The following is a 16,440-nucleotide window of genomic DNA, read 5'->3' as shown; positions in this document are numbered from 1 at the left end:
GCCAGGGGATGCGGATGCGCAAGCAACAAGGGATGTTTCAGACCTGATGGCGGAAGACCAAAAAAAATCCGATAGCGGGTTCCGGCAGAAACACGGGGATCTCGGTATCGCCGGGCGCATGGCGGCGGCGTTCATCCATTCGCCGCTGTCACCCCTTTTGCTGCTCGCGAGTATCGCGATCGGCATCCTCGGCCTGATGGTCACGCCGCGCCAGGAGGACCCGCAGATCTCCGTGCCCATGGTGGACATCATGGTGTCGTATCCGGGGGTGCCTTCGGAGCAGGTGGCGAGCCTGGCCGCGCGGCCGCTGGAGCGGCTGATGAGCGAGCTCTCGGGGGTGGACAACGTCTATTCCGTCTCGCATCGCGGCGAGGCGATGGTGACGGTGCAGTTCGACGTGGGCGAGGACATGGAGTCCTCGATCGTCAAGGTGCATGACAAGCTGTTCGCGAACCGTGACTTGATGCCGCCCGGCGTCAGCGAGCCGCTGGTCAAGGCCAAGGGCGCGGACGACGTGCCGGTGGTCAACCTGACCTTCTGGTCGCACGAGGTGGACGATGCCCTGCTGCGCCAGATCGCGCTGGATGCCCAGCAGCAGCTGAACGAGGTCCCCGATACCAGCCAGAGCTTCGTGGTCAGCGGTCGCGAGGAACGCCTGCGCATCCAGCTCCGCCCGGAGCGCCTGGCCAGTTTCGGTGTCAGCCAGGAACAGATTGCCCGTGCGGTACAGGCCGCGAACGTGGAGGGGGCGGCCGGCCGCATCGAGAGTGGCGGGCTGAGCACCGCGGTGTATACCGGGCGTTTCTTCACCGGCGCGGCGGATCTGGAGCAGCTGCTGGTGGCGGTCAGCGACGGCCAGCCGGTCTACCTGAGCGACGTGGCCGAGGTGACTTATGGCCCCGGTGAGCTGGAGCGATTCGTACGGCACTACTCCGGCCCGGCGGCGGTCGATCCGGCGGCGGCGCCGGAGGGTGCGGCCGCGGTAACCCTGGCCATCGCCAAGAAGCCCGGCAGCAACGGCGTCACGGTCGCCAATCACGTGCTCGAGCGCCTGGAGCAGCTCAAGGGCAGTGTGATCCCCGACAACGTCGAGGTCGCCGTCTCCCGCGACTACGGCAAGACCGCCAACGAGAAGGTCAACGAGCTGATCTTCAAGCTGTTCATCGCCACCTTCGCGGTGACCATCCTGGTCGGGCTGTTCCTTGGGTTCCGCGCCGCGCTGGTAGTGCTGATCGTGATCCCCGTGGTGATCCTGTTCACCGTATTCAGCGCCTGGGTGCTGGGCTACACCATTGACCGCGTGAGCCTGTTCGCGCTGATCTTCTCCATCGGCATCCTGGTCGACGACGCCATAGTGGTGGTGGAGAACATCTACCGGCGCTGGCTGATGAAGCGCGGGATCGATACCGAGACCTCGGTGGATGCCGTGCGCGAGGTCGGCAATCCGACCATCCTCGCCACCTTCACCGTGATCGCGGCGCTGCTGCCGATGGGCTTCGTCTCCGGGATGATGGGCCCGTACATGCAGCCGATCCCGGTGCTGGGTTCGGTGGCGATGCTGTTCTCGCTGGTCGCCGCCTTCGTGTTCACGCCGTGGCTGACCCAGCGCCTGCGCCCGAGCATGGCGTACCTCGAAAAGGCCACGGACAAGGAACACCGCCAGGCCGAGCGGCTGGGCCGTTTCTATCGCAAGGCGATCCCGGGGCTGGCCGACAACCGCGTGCGTGGCTACGCCTTCCTGATCGGCGTGATCGTGGTGTTCTTCCTGGTGGTCAGCCTGTTCGTGACCACCGATGTCCGCGTGAAGATGCTGCCGCTGGACAACAAGCCCGAATTCCAGGTAGTGGTGAACTTCCCCGAGGGCACGGCCCTGACCGAGACCGCCACCCTGAGCCACGACATGGCCCGGGTGCTGCGGGAGATGGACGAGGTGGTCGGTCTGCAGGCCTATGTCGGCACTGCGTCACCGTTCAATTTCAATGGCCTGGTGCGCCACTACTACCTGCGTGACAAGCCCTGGCAGGGCGATATCCAGGTGCAGCTGGTGGACAAGGGTGATCGCAGCCGCACCTCGCACGAGATTGCCACCGAGGCGCGTGAGCGTCTGACCCCGATGGCGTCCGCCGCCGGGGCGCGCATCCAGGTGGTCGAGATGCCGCCGGGGCCGCCGGTGCTGCAGTCGGTGGTGGCCGAGGTGTATGGCCCGGATGCCGCTACCCGGCGCGCGGTTGCACGCGATCTCGAGGGCATGTTCGCCCGGGCCGAGCATGTGGCCGATGTCGACAGCTTCCTGCAGGCGCCGCACCACGTGTGGCACTTCGAGGTGGACCGCGACAAGGCCCTGCGCCGCGGGGTCACGGTGGAGGCCGTGAACCGCACGCTGGAGACCGCCATCGGTGGCCAGATCCTGGGCGACATCAAGGCGCAGTCCCTGGTCGAGCCGCACCTGATCGAGATGCGCCTGCCCGAGGCGACCCGCAACGACATCCGCCAGCTCGAGATGATCCCGGTGGCGACCGCGCAGGGCGGTTCGATCCCGCTGATGGAGCTGGGCGAATTCGTGCAGCGCCCGCAGGACGAGCCGATCTACCACAAGAACCTGCGCCCGGTGGAGTACGTGACCGGCGAGGTGGTCGGGCGCCTGGCAGCCCCGGTGTACGGCATGCTCGAGGTTCAGGAACAGCTGCAGGATTACCGCCTGCCGGACGGCAGCACGGTGCAGCCCCACTGGCTCGGTCCACCGCCGAACGACGGCTCCACCGCCTTCGAGTGGGGCGGCGAATGGACCGTGACCTACGAGACCTTCCGTGACATGGGGATCGCCTTTGCCATCGCCCTGATCCTGATCTACATGCTGGTGGTCTGGGAGTTCGGCAACTTCGTGCTACCGGGCATCATCATGGCCCCGATCCCGCTCACCCTGATCGGGATTATCCCCGGCCACTGGCTGATGAATGCCGAGTTCACCGCGACCTCGATGATCGGCTTCATAGCACTTGCGGGCATCATCGTCAGAAACTCGATATTGCTGGTGGACTTCGGCCGCCAGGCGGTGGATGAGGGCCACGACGTGCGCGATGCCATGATCATGGCCTGCCAAGCGCGTACCCGCCCGATCATCATCACCGCGCTGGCTCTGCTGGCCGGTTCCAGCGTGATTCTGTTCGATCCGATCTTCCAGGGCATGGCGATCTCGCTGATGTTCGGCACCGTGGTCGCCACCCTGCTGACCCTGGTGGTGATCCCGCTGGGCTGCATCTCCGGGCGCCGCGCCTTCTGTCCGACCAGCTTGAACGAGAACGGCGAGGCGACGGCCGTGTGCGCAACCGGCAATGGCAACGGCAACGGCCATGGCGGCGCGGCGGCCCCGGCTCCGGGCGCGGCCTCCGGCGCCGCTGCGGGCAACGACCTCTTCGGTCCGCGCGAGGGCGGGCCGGTCACCCTGGCGGTGCAGTACGCCGGTCTCTATCTCAAGTGCCTGGCCCTGGCCTTCCTCGAGGGCCTGCGCGATCTCGCGTTTGCCCTGTGGCGCCTGATCCGGTCCTTGCTGGAGCGCCGTCGTGACGGTGGCGGCGGGCCGGGCGGCCCGTCGGGCGGTGGCTCCACCTCGGGCTTCGGTAGCGGTCCGGTGAGTGGCGGGCCGTCGGGTATGGGCTCCGGCCCGGCCGCTGGCAAGTCGCAGGACCGCCAATCGACCGGTGCCCCGGATTCGGATCCGGTTGCGCAGGCGCCCGAGCCGGCGAGTCGCCCCGAAGCGCCAGAGCCCGCCGCCGAGCCCCGGAGGCCGGCGGCCCCGGCGCCGGCCTCCGGCAACGCGGATGCGAAGACCGATGCCGCCGTGAGCCCGAAGAAATCCGCCTCTCGCGCCGGCGGGGCATCCCGCGCGGCGTCGGCGAAGGCGACGTCCGCGTCCGGCGCCACGGAATCGCGGTCTGCGAAGGGCGGCTCCAGCCGCGCGACTGGCGCGGCCGGGAGCGGAGCCGCGGGTACGAAGACCGCGAAGAAGGCGTCCAGTGGCACGACGAAGACTCAGGCCAGGACGCAGACCAAGGCCAAGACGACCACTGGCGGGGCGGGTAGCCCGAGCAAAGGGCGTGCGAGCACGTCCGGCCAGGCCGCCAGCGGCCCCAAATCCGGTGGTGGCACGGCGAACAAGCGCGCGGCGCCGGCGTCCAACAAGAAGACCGGTGGAACCACCAAATCCGCCTCGACCAGTAGCAAGACCGGCCGCAAGGAGGGCGGCACCACTCCCAAGGGGGGTGGCAAGTCGGGTACGCCCGGCAAGGGCCGCGCCCGGCGCGGGATTCGACTCAAGTGATCACGCAAGCAAGACCTCAAGGAGGTTCCCGATGAAGAAGCGATTCAATACCCGAACGATCGGCACCGCGCTGGCCAGCGCCGCCGTGGCATCCGTGCTGGCCCTGGGTGTGGCCCAGGCCGACGAGCAGCAGGGCTACGGCCAGGGTCCGGCGATGGGCCAGCAGGGTCCGGTGCCCGGTCCCTACGGTCACGCCCCCTACGGCCATGGCATGGGCATGCATCCCGGCGGCGGGATGATGCAGCAGCGCGAAGGCTCCGGTGACTTCAGCTTCGGCATGTCCGGGCGTGGCCACGGCCAGGGCTACGGCCGCGGTCACGGCGACGGTTATGGCCACGGGTATGGGCGTGGCTATCGGGGTTATGGCCCGGGTTATGGCCCAGGTTTTGGCTATGGTCCGGGCTACGGGCCCGGCCCGCAGCGAGGCGGCTTCGGCCATCCGGGGATGATGCAGCCGGGCTACGGCATGCAGCAGCGCCCGGGCTACGGCCAGATGCCGGAGTTTGATCCGGACAACCTGCCGGAGGACATGCCGGAAGAGATGCGCGAGCGCATCCAGGCGCAGCACGCCGAGCGCCAGGAACGCATGGAAGAGATGCAGGCCATGCGTGAGGCACGCCAGAAGGCCATGGAGGCCGGGCGCGCGGCCTACGAGGAAGAGATGGAGCGCCAGCGCGAGCGGCGCATGGAAATGATGCGTGAGCGTCGTGAGTCCAGGGAAGAGGGCGGTGGCTACTGATCCACGGATCAGTCATCGCGGATGGACGGGTGCCTTGGTGCCCATCGCTGTGGATTTGAGACGGAGGCGGTTCGCCATGCAGGGCAGGCAGTCCGGGCAAACGAGACCCCAACGGACGCGGCGCGCTTCGGTGCTCGCGATCGTGCTGGTCGCCGTCTGCCTGTGGCCGGTTGCCGACCTGGCAGCGAGTGAACGCCAGAACCCCTGGGCCTCCGCTACGCCGGAGACGCAGCGCCCGGCACCGGAGCGCCCGCGCGGGCGCTTTCCGGAGCGTGATTACGACCCGTCGCAGCGGGCCGAATCGGGCGCCGTTCACGACCGGTCACAGCCGGTACCGGCCTACCCGTACGGCGGTCCCGGTACTCCGTCCTTCCACCCCCCCGGCGGGATGCCGTGGGGTGATCCATACGGGTATCCGGGTGGACCCGGATACCCGGGCATGGGCGGGCCGATTCCGGTCCTCCCCTGGGGCATGGGTGGTTTTCCGTTCCCCTGACCAGTAAAGCGCGCGTTCGAGAAGCCCTCCCCGCATGCGCGTAATCGATTCGAGGGCATGACTCCTTCAGGAGGTAGCACCATGAACAAGTTCGTCAAGGCAGCAGTTCTCGCCGTTTCCCTGGGTGGCCTGGCCGCCCCGATGATGGCCTCCGCCCAGTGGGGCGGTCCGGGCTACGGGTACGGCCCCGGGCCGTACGGTCCCGGCTATGGCTATGGTCCCAGCATGCCGTTCTTCGGTGGCCCGGGGTATGGCTCCGGCCGTAACTGGGGCATGGGCGACATGATGAGCGACATGATGGGCGATGGCGCCTTTGACTTCTCCGCCAGCGGTCGCGGCCGCGGTCATGGCTATGGCCACGGCCACGGCCACGGCTACGGCCGGGGCCACGGCTACGGCCATCCGGGCTACGGTTATGGCCCGGGTTACGGCTACGGTCCCGGCTACGGTTATGGCCCGGGTTACGGTCCGCAGGGCTGGGGCCCGCAGGGTCAGATGCCGCAGCAGCAGGGTCAGGGCAACTAAGTCCATCCCTCGGTTGGGTCTGCCCGGCTTCGGGCAGGCCCTGTTTTCGAGCGTTGCGGACTGGTGGCTGAAACGCAGCCGGCAGTCCGCAGTGTTCCCAGGAGAGGCTCTATGCAGACCGTCGTTGCCAATCTGAAAGGGGGTACGGGCAAGAGCACCGTGGCCTTCAATCTGGCCCTGTGGCTGCTCGAGAGTCGCCGCCGCGCCCTGGCCGTCGATCTCGACCCCCAGCGCACCCTTAGTGACGTGCTGGAGGTGCGCCAGGAAGAGGGCTTCGAGCCGATGCTGGAGGCGGCCCCGGACCTGGAAGCGGCGCGCGCCCGCGCGGGCGACTACGACGAGATCCTGATCGACGTCGGGGCATCGGACATGGCGGCGTTGATGGCCGCGGTGGAGGGTGCCGACCGGGTGCTGATCCCGGTGCCGCCCAGCCAGGCGGATGTCTGGTCCACCTATCGCTTCGTGACGCGTATCCAGGAGCAGCGCGGCGCGCGAGAGCGCCCGGAGATCCTGGCATTCATCAACCGCGCCGACACGCACCAGGCCGTGCGCGAGACCGACGAGACCCACGAGGCCCTGCAGCAGATCGAGGGTGTGCGGCTGCTGAAGCCGCGCCTGAAGCAGCGCATGGCATTCCGCCGCTCGTTTAGCGAGGGACTGTCGGTGCGCGAGCTGGAGCCGCGCGGCAAGGCCGCAGCCGAGCTGGATGCGCTCGCGGTCGCCGTGTTCGGGCGCCGGCGCAAAAAACAATAACGCCGCGCGCCGGGCAGACCGGGATGCGGGTGACAAGGAGGAGAGGCCATGCGCTTCATACGCAATACACTGGCTGTGATCGGTCTACTGGCGCTGGTGGGGGTCGGCTACGCCATCTTTGCCCTCGAGCCCTACCTGGGGCCGGCCCGCTCGCTGGATTCCCAGGCGCCCAAGGTCTATTCGCAGATGGCGCGCACGGTGCTGGAGACCGGCGATGCCGCGGAGGCCATGGTGTACAAGCGCCAGGTGGAGGCCGGGCTGGGCGTCGAGGAGGTGGAGGACGTCCTGCGCCTGGTCGCCAACGAGCTGAACATTCGCAATGTCGGTGAGCTGCCGATGGGCGAGGAGGTGCGCAGCGTCACCGGTGAGGATTTCCCGTTTCTGAAGATCTACATGTTCTGCGATGTCACCATCGCCGCACAGATGGTGCGGCACAGCCCGGCCATGGCCGCATATCTGCCCTGCCGGATCGTGCTGCAGGAGGATGAGAACGGCAACCTGTGGCTGATGACACTGGACCTGGACCCGATGATCCACGGGGGGCGCCCGCTGCCCGAGGAGCTGCGCGAGCAGGCGATGTTCGTGAAGGAGTCGCTGGAGGCGATCATCGACCGCGCCGCCGTGGGTGCGTTCTGATGGGGCGGCTGCGTTTTCACCATTTTACGGGGGCGTCCGATGAGTGACCCGAACAGCAACGAGTTCAGCGCCGTGCGCAAGGAGGCCGACGAGGCCGATGCCCGCTCGCGGCGACTGGAACTGATCGTCTATGCCGCACTGGTGGCCTTCGTGGTGCTGGCGATCTACGGCTTCTGGCTGATTACCAGCCTGACCCGGGATGTCAGTCAGCTGACCGAGGAGATCTCGCAGATGACCCGGGTCGTGGACCGCGACATGTCCACCATCGCCGCGCATATGAGTTCCATGGATCACCAGATGACGGAGATCAATGCCACGATGCGCAAGATGAACGACGAAGTCGGGGTGATCGCCTCCAATACCCGTTCGATGGATGCCAATATCAGCTCGATGACGCGCGATACCAGCGTAATGGCGGGTTCCATTATCGGTATGCAGCAGGACATGTGGAGCCTGAATCGCAATGTGGGCGGCCCAATGGGTATGATGAACATGTTCAACCCATTTACCGATCAGGGCGGTCCGGTCCGGGGTTCGCCGGGTCCGTACTACCCGCGCTGATCGCGCGACCTGTCTGACGGAGTCTGCATGTTCAATCGACCTGGTCCCCGGGTACGCAAGCAGCTCAAGCTGCTGAGCGACCGTCTAGCCGAAGAGAATCCGGTCCTCAAGGGCGTGGTGGACCCCTTCCGCGACCTGGACCGGGTCGGGTATGCCGCGGGCCTGCTGGACCCCACCGAGGATTCCTACGCCTTCACCATTTCGTGGTGGCCGATGATCGCCACGCTGGGGACCTTCTCGGCCGGCAAGTCCACCTTCATCAACGAGTACGTGGGCGTGACCGTGCAGCGCAGCGGATCGCAGGCGGTGGACGACAAGTTCACCGTGATCAGCTATGGCGGCAGCGAGCGCGTGCAGGAGCTGCCGGGGCTGGCGCTGGACGGCGATCCGCGCTTCCCGTTCTACCGCGTGTCCGACGAGATCGAGCGGCTGACCGATGGCGGCGGGCGCACGGTGGATCACTTCCTGGCGATGAAGACCGCGCATTCCGAGCGCCTGCGCGGACGCATCATCATCGACTCGCCGGGATTCGACGCCGACGAGCAGCGCGCGACCATCCTGCAGCTGACTGATCACATCATCGACCTCTCCGACCTGGTGCTGGTGTTCTTCGATGCCCGCCACCCGGAGCCGGGCGCGATGCGCGACACCCTGGAACACCTCGTCAACCGTGTCGCCGAACGCAACGACTTCACCAAGCTGGTCTTTATACTCAACCAGATCGACACCACCTGGCGCGAGGACAACCTGGAAGAGGTCGTCTCCGCCTGGCAGCGTGCCGTGGTGCGTCAGGGCAACGCGACCGGCCGCTTCTACTGCCTGTACAACGAGAGCGCCGCGGTGGAGATCGGTGATCCGCAGGTGCGCGAGCGCTACGAGGAAAAGTCCCGCCGCGATCGCGAGGAGATCCACGCCAAGATTCAGGAGATCAGCTCCTCGCGTTCCTACCGCATCCTCGGTTCGCTGCAGGCCATCGCCGAGTCGATCGAGATGGATGCCCTGCCGGCGCTGCAGAAGGCGCTGGAAAAGTGGCGGCGGCGGGTGGTGCAGTTCGATGCCGGGATGTTCGCGCTGGTCGCGGTAATCCTGGGGCTGGTGGGCTACCAGTCGGCCGGAGGCATCGCGCCCTGGGCGGACGGCAGTGTCTGGCAGGCCATGGGCGAACGACCGCTGCTGACCGGTTTCGGGCTTGCGGTGCTGGCGATCGTGCTCGGGGGTATCCACTTCTTCAACCGGCGCTGGATCGCACGGCGCATCGCCCGGACCCTGCCTGCCGAGACCGCCGCCGGCAACTGGCGTGCCGCCTTCGTGAAGAACACGCGCCCGTGGCGGCCGATGATGGGGCGTGCCCCGCTGGGCATGGGGCGGCGCATGATCGGCCGTCTGCACCAGCTGCGTGACCGCGCCGAGGCCTACATCCAGCGCCTCAACAACCAGTTCGTGGACGCAAGTCCGGTCTCGCGCCAGGGCGGCCGCGCCTCGGCCACGGACACCTACAACCCGCCGCAGTCGGAGACCCCGACCGCGGCACCGACGACACCGGGCATGGAGCCGCCCCGTGACTACGCCGAGCCGGAGGCGCCGGAGAAGCGCCAGGGGTAGTAGGTCGCAGACCTCCTCCCGCAGCGGCTCGCAGCAACCAGCAACGCCACAACCGGGTGCGGTTTCCGGCCGCAGACGTTGTGCAGGAGGAGAACCATGACCATACTGGCGTGGCTTTTGTTTGCGCTGGCCATGATTCTGGTCCCGATTTCGGTCTGGGCCAGCATGGCGGCACTGGGTATTTGTGCCGGATGTGCACTGATCCGCGACTGGCGCAGGGGGCGTCAGGCATCGGGCTAGGGTATGGACCGGCTGCACGACCTTGTTAACCAACTGGGGACGGACCGCGCGGAGGGGGCTCTGGCGGGTCCGATTCCTGTTACCACTGGAGGAGAGAGCAAATGAGTGATCAGAAGAAGATGGCCATCATCGCCACCAAGGGCAGCCTGGACTGGGGATATCCTCCGTTCATTCTGGCCTCGACGGCGGCCGCGCTGGGTTATGACTGCGAAGTATTCTTCACGTTCTACGGTCTGCAGCTGCTGCGCAAGAAGCTGGACCTGCAGGTGACCTCGCTGGGCAACCCGGGCATGCCGATGCCGATGCCGATGCCGGTCCTGCTGCAGGCCCTGCCGGGCATGCAGAAGATGATGACCGTAATGATGAAGAAGAAGATGGCGGCCAAGGGGGTGTCCGATCTGGGCGACCTGCGCGAACTGTGCCAGGAGGCCGAGGTGCGCATGATCGCCTGCCAGATGACGGTGGACCTGTTCGACATGGACACCAGCGAATTCATCGACGGCGTGGAGTACGCCGGGGCGGCCGCGTTCTTCGAGTTCGCGGGCGAATCCGACATCTGCCTGTTCATCTGAACCGGCCGCGCGTCTGACGCGCCTTCAGGGCCCCGCGGCATCGCGCCGCGGGGCCTTTTCGTTGGCGGGGCCCGTCGTTCCGTCCGCTGCTCTGCAGGGCCTTCCCCGCCGCGCAGCGCACGAAGAAGATCAAGGGCGGGTTTACCACAGAGGGCACAGAGTTCACGGAGAAAGGCAATTCTGGGCTGATAACGTCGCTGGGATCGCCTCTTTCTGGGGCAATGGCTGCGGCGAGCAGGGGACAGTTTCACTGCGCTCAACCGCATCCGACCCTCCTGAAACGTTTGTCCTTTCTCCGTGAACTCTGTGTCCTCTGTGGTGAAAAGTCCTTGACCTTTCCCGTCCTCATGCGGCTTGTGGTGAATGGAGGAGGGAGCTAGTCGTGGCCGGCGTACATGCTGGCGATGGCGTCGGCGTAGTGCTGGCTGATGACCGGGCGTTTGAGCTTCATGGTCGGGGTCAGCATGCCGTTGTCCACCGACCATGGCTCGTGCACCACGTGCACATGCCGAATCTTGGCGTAGCCGGGAAAGTCGCGCAGCTGGTACTGCATGCGCTGCAGCAGCGCCCGCTCGGCCGAGCGCGGCAGGTGTCCGCCGCTATCCGCGGACAGGCCGTGATCCTCGGCGAAGGTGGCCCAGGCCTCCGGTTCCGGCACCACCAGGGCGCTCAGGAAGGCGTGTCCGTCCCCCACGACCATCACCTGATCGAACAGCGCGTCCAGGGCGATGGCCATTTCCATATCCGCCGGCGGGACCTTCTCGCCGTTGGTCAGCACAAGGATATCCTTCAGGCGGCCGGTGATGAAGATGTGCCCATCGTCGTCGATCCGTGCCTGATCGCCGCTGTGCAGCCAGTGATCCTCGTCGATCGTGCTGGCGGTGGCCTCCGCGTTCTTCCAGTAGCCGAGCATCACGCAGCTGGAGCGGGTGAGCAGCTCGTCCATCTCGCCGATCTTGACCTCGATCCCGGGCAGCGGCTTGCCGATGGAGGCGGGCAGGTTGTCGTCCGGGGTGTTCACGCTGACCACCGGGCTGGATTCGGTCATGCCGTAGCCGTGCAGTACCGGCAGGCCCAGGCCGATGAAGAAGCGGGCGATCGGCGGCGGCAGCGGTGCCCCGCCGCAGACGGCGAAGCGCAGCTTGCCGCCGAGGCGATCCAGTACCTTGCGCGCGACGATGCGTTCCAGCAGCGGCCACAGCAGGAAGCCGGGCGACCAGGATGCGCGCCCCTGCTGGTACTCGAAGCGGCGCCAGCCGATCGCCACCGTGGCCTTGAACAGTCCGCGTCCCAGGGCGGACTTCTGCTTCAGGCCGGCCTGGATGCGGCCGTGCACGCGTTCGTAGATGCGCGGGACGGAGATCAGCACGGTCGGCTGGACCGCCATCAGGTCCTCGCCCAGCCCCTGGATGGAGCGGGCGAACGCCACCTCGGCACCGATCAGCATCGGCATGTAGTAGCCGCCGGTGCGCTCCAGCATGTGCGACAGCGGCAGAAAGGACAGAAAGCGGTCGGCATCCGACAGCGGCCCGGCAGTGGATGATGCTTGTGCGTTGTCGAGGATGTTGCGGTGCGACAGCATCACGCCCTTGGGCCGGCCGGTGGTGCCGGAGGTGAACACGATGGTGGCCAGGGCCAGCGGGTCGAGATCCGGGCGGTGGACATGTTCCGGTTCGCCGCGCTCCAGCCAGGTGTCGAGGTCCATCACCCGCTCGTCTTCGGGTTCGCCATCGGTATGGCCCTGGCAGACGATGCGCTTGAGCGAGGGCATGTTCGCGAAGTGTTTGGACAGACGGCGACTGTGCGCGCTCTCGCCCAGCAGGAGCAGGCGGGCCTGGGTCTGGCCGATGATGTAGGCGACGTTGTCCGGGCGGTCATCGGTGTACAGGGGGACGGTGATCAGGCCGAGTTCGGTGGCGGCCTGGTCGAAGGCGACCCACTCGCGCGAGTTGCCGAGCATCAGTGCAACCCGTTCGCCCGGTTTGAAGCCCTCGTGCGCCAGCGCGGCCTGCCAGCGATCCACCATGCTTGCCATCTCGGCCCAGGTCGTCTGTTTCCAGGCCGCGTCCTGGCTGCTGAAGTGGCGGTACGCCGGGGCATCCGGCGTCAGCGATACGCGGGTTCGGAACAGCGCCGGCAGGGTCGGAGCCTGGTCGGGGTCAATGGCAGTCGATGACATGGAAACCTCGCGCGCGCAATGGGATTCCCCCGGACGTTAGAGGACGCCCACTCCGGGGGCAAGCCCCGGGGTGGTGAAGGCGGTATTGCCGGACGATGTGCGAATCCGGCTAGCGGATGCCCAGGGGGTGAGCCGCCGGCTGGTAGGCGATCGCGCCCAGCACCAGGCTGAACCCGATCAGGGCGATTATGCCGCCACCGGTCAGCCCCAGGGCCGGGCCGATGTAGGTCAGGCGGCCCATTCGCGTGGGGCCCAGCCAGCGTCGGGTCCAGTCGCGGGCGGAGACCGCCAGGGTCGCCAGGACCGAGACCGTCGCCGCGGTGCCCAGCGACATCGCCAGCACCGCGGCGACCCCCGCCCAGGCCAGGCCCAGGGCGGTGGACACCGCCATGATCAGCACAGCCCCGGAACAGGGGCGGATGCCCACGGCCAGTACCGTGCCCCACCAAGTGCCGGTGTGGTTGGGGTCGACGTGATGCGGCGTGCCGCACCCGCAGTCTGCGCCCTGCGGGTGCGCATGGGCGTGGTCGTGATGTCCGTGCTCATGCGTGTGCTCATGCCCAGGGGGGTGCCGATGATCAGACGCGTGCGCGGCGGCGCGGTGGGCGTGGTACAGGCGCCAGGCGTGGCGCAGCGCGCGCAGCATCAGCCAAAGACCCAGCAGGGCCACCAGGGCAAAGCTGGCGATCTCGAGGGTGCGGACCTGGCCCAGGGTATCCCGCGCCAGCCAGCCGAACAGGCCGATCAGCACGCCGACCAGGGCGATGGCGGTGACCCCCTGCGCCAGTGCGGACACCGTGGACAGCAGGATGCCGCGGCGCAGGTTCTGCGGCTGGGTCAGCAGGTAGGCACTGATCACGGCCTTGCCGTGGCCGGGGCCGGCGGCATGGAACACCCCGTACAGCAGGCTGACCAGGATCAGTGCGCCGGCGGTCTGCGCCGTGGGGCCGTCGCGCAGCGCATGCAGGCCCTCGGTCAGGTCGCGGTGCAGCTGACGCTGGGTCTGCAGCATCCATGCGGTCAGGCGTTCCAGGGTGCCGGGGGGCTCGGACAGCGGGGTGGTCACGCCGAGGGTGTCGGCGGGCGGTGCGGCATCGGCTGTGGCGGGGGGCGCGGTGGGTGCGCCCAGCGGATGCCCCCCCTCGGACTGAGCCAGCCCGCTGGTGGTCAGCACGAGCATCAGCAGCAGGCCTGGCAGGGCATAGCGAAGCGGGCGTGGGATTCGGTTTGGCATGGTGAAACTGTATAACAACTTGAGTGTGGCGCGCGGTGTCCGGTCAGCGACTTTGCAGGGCCATTGCGGGCTTCACCGGGCTCTCAGTCACATTCCAGCGAGGCCGTTTCCGCGAAGTGGCGCCCGAGATCGGAGACCGGGCTGCGGTCCTGGCGTTCGAGGGTGGCGGCATAGCGGATCAGCTGCGGGTCCGGTCGCGCAGCGGCGACCTCGACCGCGCAGCCGGGCTGGTTCTCCACGAACACGATGTCGTCCGGGTCGTGCAGGATCTCGATCCAGTATTCCGGATCGAACACCCGGTAGGTGAAGGGTGCCCCGGCGGTGATGTCGAGGCCCTCCAGCGGCAGTTCGAAGCGCAGATGCAGGCGCCGGTCTTCCAGTGTCAGGCGGGCATTGCGCGCGCGCGGGACGTCGAGTTTGTCCGCATCCAGGCCGAGCTCGGTGAAGTAGTCATAGGCGGCCAGGTTGTCGAGCATGCGTTCGGCGGCATGCTCCAGCGCGGTGTCGATATCGATGTCGCCATCCAGTTCGCGGGTCAGGTCCTCCAGCAGCATGTGGCTGTAGGTCGGGTCGATCCGCCAGGACTGGTCCATGCGCAGCAGCTGCCCGTGATCGTTGAAGACCAGCCCTACGCGCAGGTCGATCCAGGCATGCGGGTGGGCGAGCAGGCTGGCCGGCAGCAGCAGGCCGACCAGCAGGCTCAGGCGGGCGATCCAGCGGCGGGGGCGCATCGGCGTCAGGTCGCGCGCTGCCAGCGCGTGCCGTCCGGGGTGTCCTCGAGTTCGATCCCGCGCGCGGTTAGTTCGTCGCGGATCGCATCGGCGGCGGCGAAATCGCGTGCCTGACGCGCAGCCTGGCGCGCGGCGATGCGGTCTTCCACCCAGGCGGCCAGGTCGGTGTCACCCTCGCTGCCCTGGAACCAGGCGGCCGGGTCCTGCTGCAGCAGGCCCAGCAGGGCCGCGCCGGCCAGCAGTTCACCCTTGCAGCGGGCGCGCCGGTCGGCGGGGGCGGTCGCCAGGGCATCCCCCAGGCGGTGCAACGCGGTGATCGCCGCCGGGGTGTTGAGGTCGTCCAGCAGGGCCGCGAACACCGGGGTCTCCGCGGCCGCCACCGCCTCGGGGGTGACCTCGGCGGCATCGCGCAGCACGCGATACAGGCTGTTCAGGCTGTTGCGCGACTGGTTCAGGGTCTCTTCCGAGAAGTTCAGCGGGGCACGGTAGTGGCGCGACAGCAGGGCCAGGCGCAGGGCCTCCCCCGGATAGTGCTGCAGCAGGTCGTGCAGCAGCCGGAAGTTGCCTAGCGACTTGGACATCTTCTCGCCGTCGATGGTCAGGTGCCCGTTGTGCATCCAGTAGCGCGCGTAGTGCGTGCCGTGTTCGGTGCAGCCCTCGGCCGCGCAGCCCTGCGCGATCTCGTTCTCGTGGTGCGGGAATACCAGATCGTGACCGCCGCCGTGGATGTCGATCGCAGGCCCCAGGTGGGTGCGGATCATCGCGGTGCATTCCAGGTGCCAGCCCGGCCGTCCGAAGCCCCAGGGGCTGTCCCAGCCGGGTTCGTCGGCGGCGGCCGGTTTCCACAGCACGAAATCGCCGGGGTGGCGCTTGTAGGCGGCGACCTCCACGCGGGCACCGGCCTGCATGTCCGCGAGCGAGCGCCCGGAGAGTGCGCCGTAATCGGGGTAGGAGGTCACGTCGAACAGCACGTGGCCGTCGGCGGCATAGGCGTGACCGCGTGCGATCAGGCGCTCGATCAGCTCGATCATCGGCTGGATGTGGTCGGTGGCGCGCGGCTCCAGGGTGGGCTCGAGGGTGCCCAGGGCGGCGATGTCCTCGTGGAAGGCGCGGGTGTAGCGCTCGGTCAGGTCCGCGATCGGCTCGTGGTTTTCCGCCGCGGCCTTGTTGATCTTGTCGTCGACGTCGGTGATGTTGCGGGCGTAGATCACGTGCTCCGGTCCATAGAGCTCGCGCAGCACGCGGAACAGGACATCGAACACCACCACTGGTCGACCGTTGCCAATGTGCACGCGGTTGTACACCGTAGGCCCGCACACATAGAGCGTGACCCGGTGCGGGTCCTGCGGGACGAAGGGCTCGTCGCGCCCGCCCAGGGTGTTGTGCAGACGCAGGGTCCGTCCTTCGCTCATGCGTCGTCTCCCTTGCCGTACAGCGTTTCCGGCGCGATCTCCGGGGCGCTGGTCACCGTGACCGTGGTGCCCTCCACCTGCAGGTAGAAGCAGCTGCGGCGTCCGGTGTGGCAGGCCGGGCCGGTCTGGTCGACCTTGAGCAGAAGGGTGTCGCCGTCGCAGTCGATGTGCAGGGAATGCAGCCGCTGCACCTGCCCGGACTGCTCGCCCTTGCGCCAGAGCGACTGCCGCGAGCGCGAGAAGTAGCAGACGCGGCCGGTGGCCAGGGTCTCGTCCAGGGCCTCGCGGTTCATCCACGCGAGCATCAGGACCTCGCCCGTGTCGTGCTGCTGGGCAATGGCGGGGATCAGGCCATCGGCATTGAGCTTCAGGCGCGCCAGGACCTCGGGGGCTGGATGGCGCTCGCCAAGGGGTTCGCCTTCGAGTTGCTTGAACATCGCTG

At 67.7% G+C, this 16,440-nt stretch carries 15 protein-coding genes; 10 read left to right on the top strand and 5 right to left on the bottom strand.

What is annotated here, in order from left to right:
* Positions 1-46 precede the first annotated feature (46 nt).
* The 10 genes from D000_RS0103130 (at position 47) to D000_RS0103090 (ending at position 10,442) form a co-directional block, all read left to right on the top strand.
* Positions 47-4,318, top strand: coding sequence for an efflux RND transporter permease subunit (locus tag D000_RS0103130; protein WP_018872100.1), 4,272 nt, complete (start codon positions 47-49; stop codon positions 4,316-4,318).
* Between the two features lie 31 nt (positions 4,319-4,349).
* On the top strand, positions 4,350-5,057 hold the full coding sequence (locus tag D000_RS0103125; protein WP_018872099.1) for a hypothetical protein: 708 nt from the start codon (positions 4,350-4,352) through the stop codon (positions 5,055-5,057).
* A gap of 130 nt (positions 5,058-5,187) precedes the next feature.
* Positions 5,188-5,553, top strand: a complete 366-nt coding sequence (locus tag D000_RS13700) for a hypothetical protein (protein ID WP_231370992.1) — start codon at positions 5,188-5,190, stop codon at positions 5,551-5,553.
* An 81-nt stretch (positions 5,554-5,634) separates the two neighbouring features.
* Positions 5,635-6,078 carry a sulfur globule family protein gene (locus tag D000_RS0103120; protein WP_018872098.1) on the top strand — a complete coding sequence of 148 codons (444 nt, stop codon included), beginning with the start codon at positions 5,635-5,637 and terminating at the stop codon, positions 6,076-6,078.
* 111 nt (positions 6,079-6,189) lie between these two features.
* A complete protein-coding gene (locus tag D000_RS0103115; protein WP_018872097.1) occupies positions 6,190-6,831 on the top strand; it encodes an AAA family ATPase in 642 nt (213 codons plus the stop codon).
* Positions 6,832-6,879: 48 nt separating this feature from the next.
* Entirely contained in the window at positions 6,880-7,467 is a 588-nt protein-coding gene (locus D000_RS0103110; RefSeq protein ID WP_018872096.1) for a DUF302 domain-containing protein, read from the top strand.
* 39 nt (positions 7,468-7,506) lie between these two features.
* Complete coding sequence (locus D000_RS0103105) at positions 7,507-8,028, top strand: hypothetical protein (RefSeq protein WP_018872095.1); 522 nt, start codon at positions 7,507-7,509, stop codon at positions 8,026-8,028.
* 27 nt (positions 8,029-8,055) lie between these two features.
* Complete coding sequence (locus D000_RS0103100) at positions 8,056-9,630, top strand: dynamin family protein (protein ID WP_018872094.1); 1,575 nt, start codon at positions 8,056-8,058, stop codon at positions 9,628-9,630.
* A gap of 96 nt (positions 9,631-9,726) precedes the next feature.
* Complete coding sequence (locus D000_RS14275) at positions 9,727-9,870, top strand: hypothetical protein (protein ID WP_018872093.1); 144 nt, start codon at positions 9,727-9,729, stop codon at positions 9,868-9,870.
* Between the two features lie 101 nt (positions 9,871-9,971).
* On the top strand, positions 9,972-10,442 hold the full coding sequence (locus D000_RS0103090) for a DsrE/DsrF/DrsH-like family protein (protein WP_018872092.1): 471 nt from the start codon (positions 9,972-9,974) through the stop codon (positions 10,440-10,442).
* Between the two features lie 376 nt (positions 10,443-10,818).
* On the opposite strand, the gene D000_RS0103085 is transcribed toward D000_RS0103090, so the two are convergent.
* From D000_RS0103085 to hisI, 5 genes are all read right to left on the bottom strand, one after another.
* Positions 10,819-12,621: a long-chain fatty acid--CoA ligase gene (locus D000_RS0103085; protein WP_018872091.1), complete on the bottom strand. Its 1,803-nt coding sequence runs from the start codon at positions 12,619-12,621 to the stop codon at positions 10,819-10,821.
* A 109-nt stretch (positions 12,622-12,730) separates the two neighbouring features.
* A complete protein-coding gene (locus tag D000_RS0103080) occupies positions 12,731-13,855 on the bottom strand; it encodes a nickel/cobalt transporter (protein ID WP_018872090.1) in 1,125 nt (374 codons plus the stop codon).
* A gap of 83 nt (positions 13,856-13,938) precedes the next feature.
* Positions 13,939-14,586 (bottom strand): DUF1007 family protein, encoded by a 648-nt coding sequence (locus tag D000_RS0103075; RefSeq protein ID WP_018872089.1) that lies wholly within the window; start codon positions 14,584-14,586, stop codon positions 13,939-13,941.
* Positions 14,587-14,591: 5 nt separating this feature from the next.
* Positions 14,592-15,998 carry a cysteine--tRNA ligase gene (gene cysS / locus D000_RS0103070; RefSeq protein WP_018872088.1) on the bottom strand — a complete coding sequence of 469 codons (1,407 nt, stop codon included), beginning with the start codon at positions 15,996-15,998 and terminating at the stop codon, positions 14,592-14,594.
* Positions 15,995-16,435, bottom strand: coding sequence for a phosphoribosyl-AMP cyclohydrolase (hisI, locus tag D000_RS0103065; protein WP_018872087.1), 441 nt, complete (start codon positions 16,433-16,435; stop codon positions 15,995-15,997). Before hisI ends, cysS begins: the two co-directional genes overlap by 4 nt.
* Between the last annotated feature and the right edge of the window lie 5 nt (positions 16,436-16,440).

This window comes from Thioalkalivibrio sp. ALJ16 (assembly GCF_000377345.1).
Taxonomy (GTDB): domain Bacteria; phylum Pseudomonadota; class Gammaproteobacteria; order Ectothiorhodospirales; family Ectothiorhodospiraceae; genus Thioalkalivibrio.
Note: the sequence above shows the minus strand (reverse complement) of the source record. Positions and strands in the feature narration are given on the sequence as shown.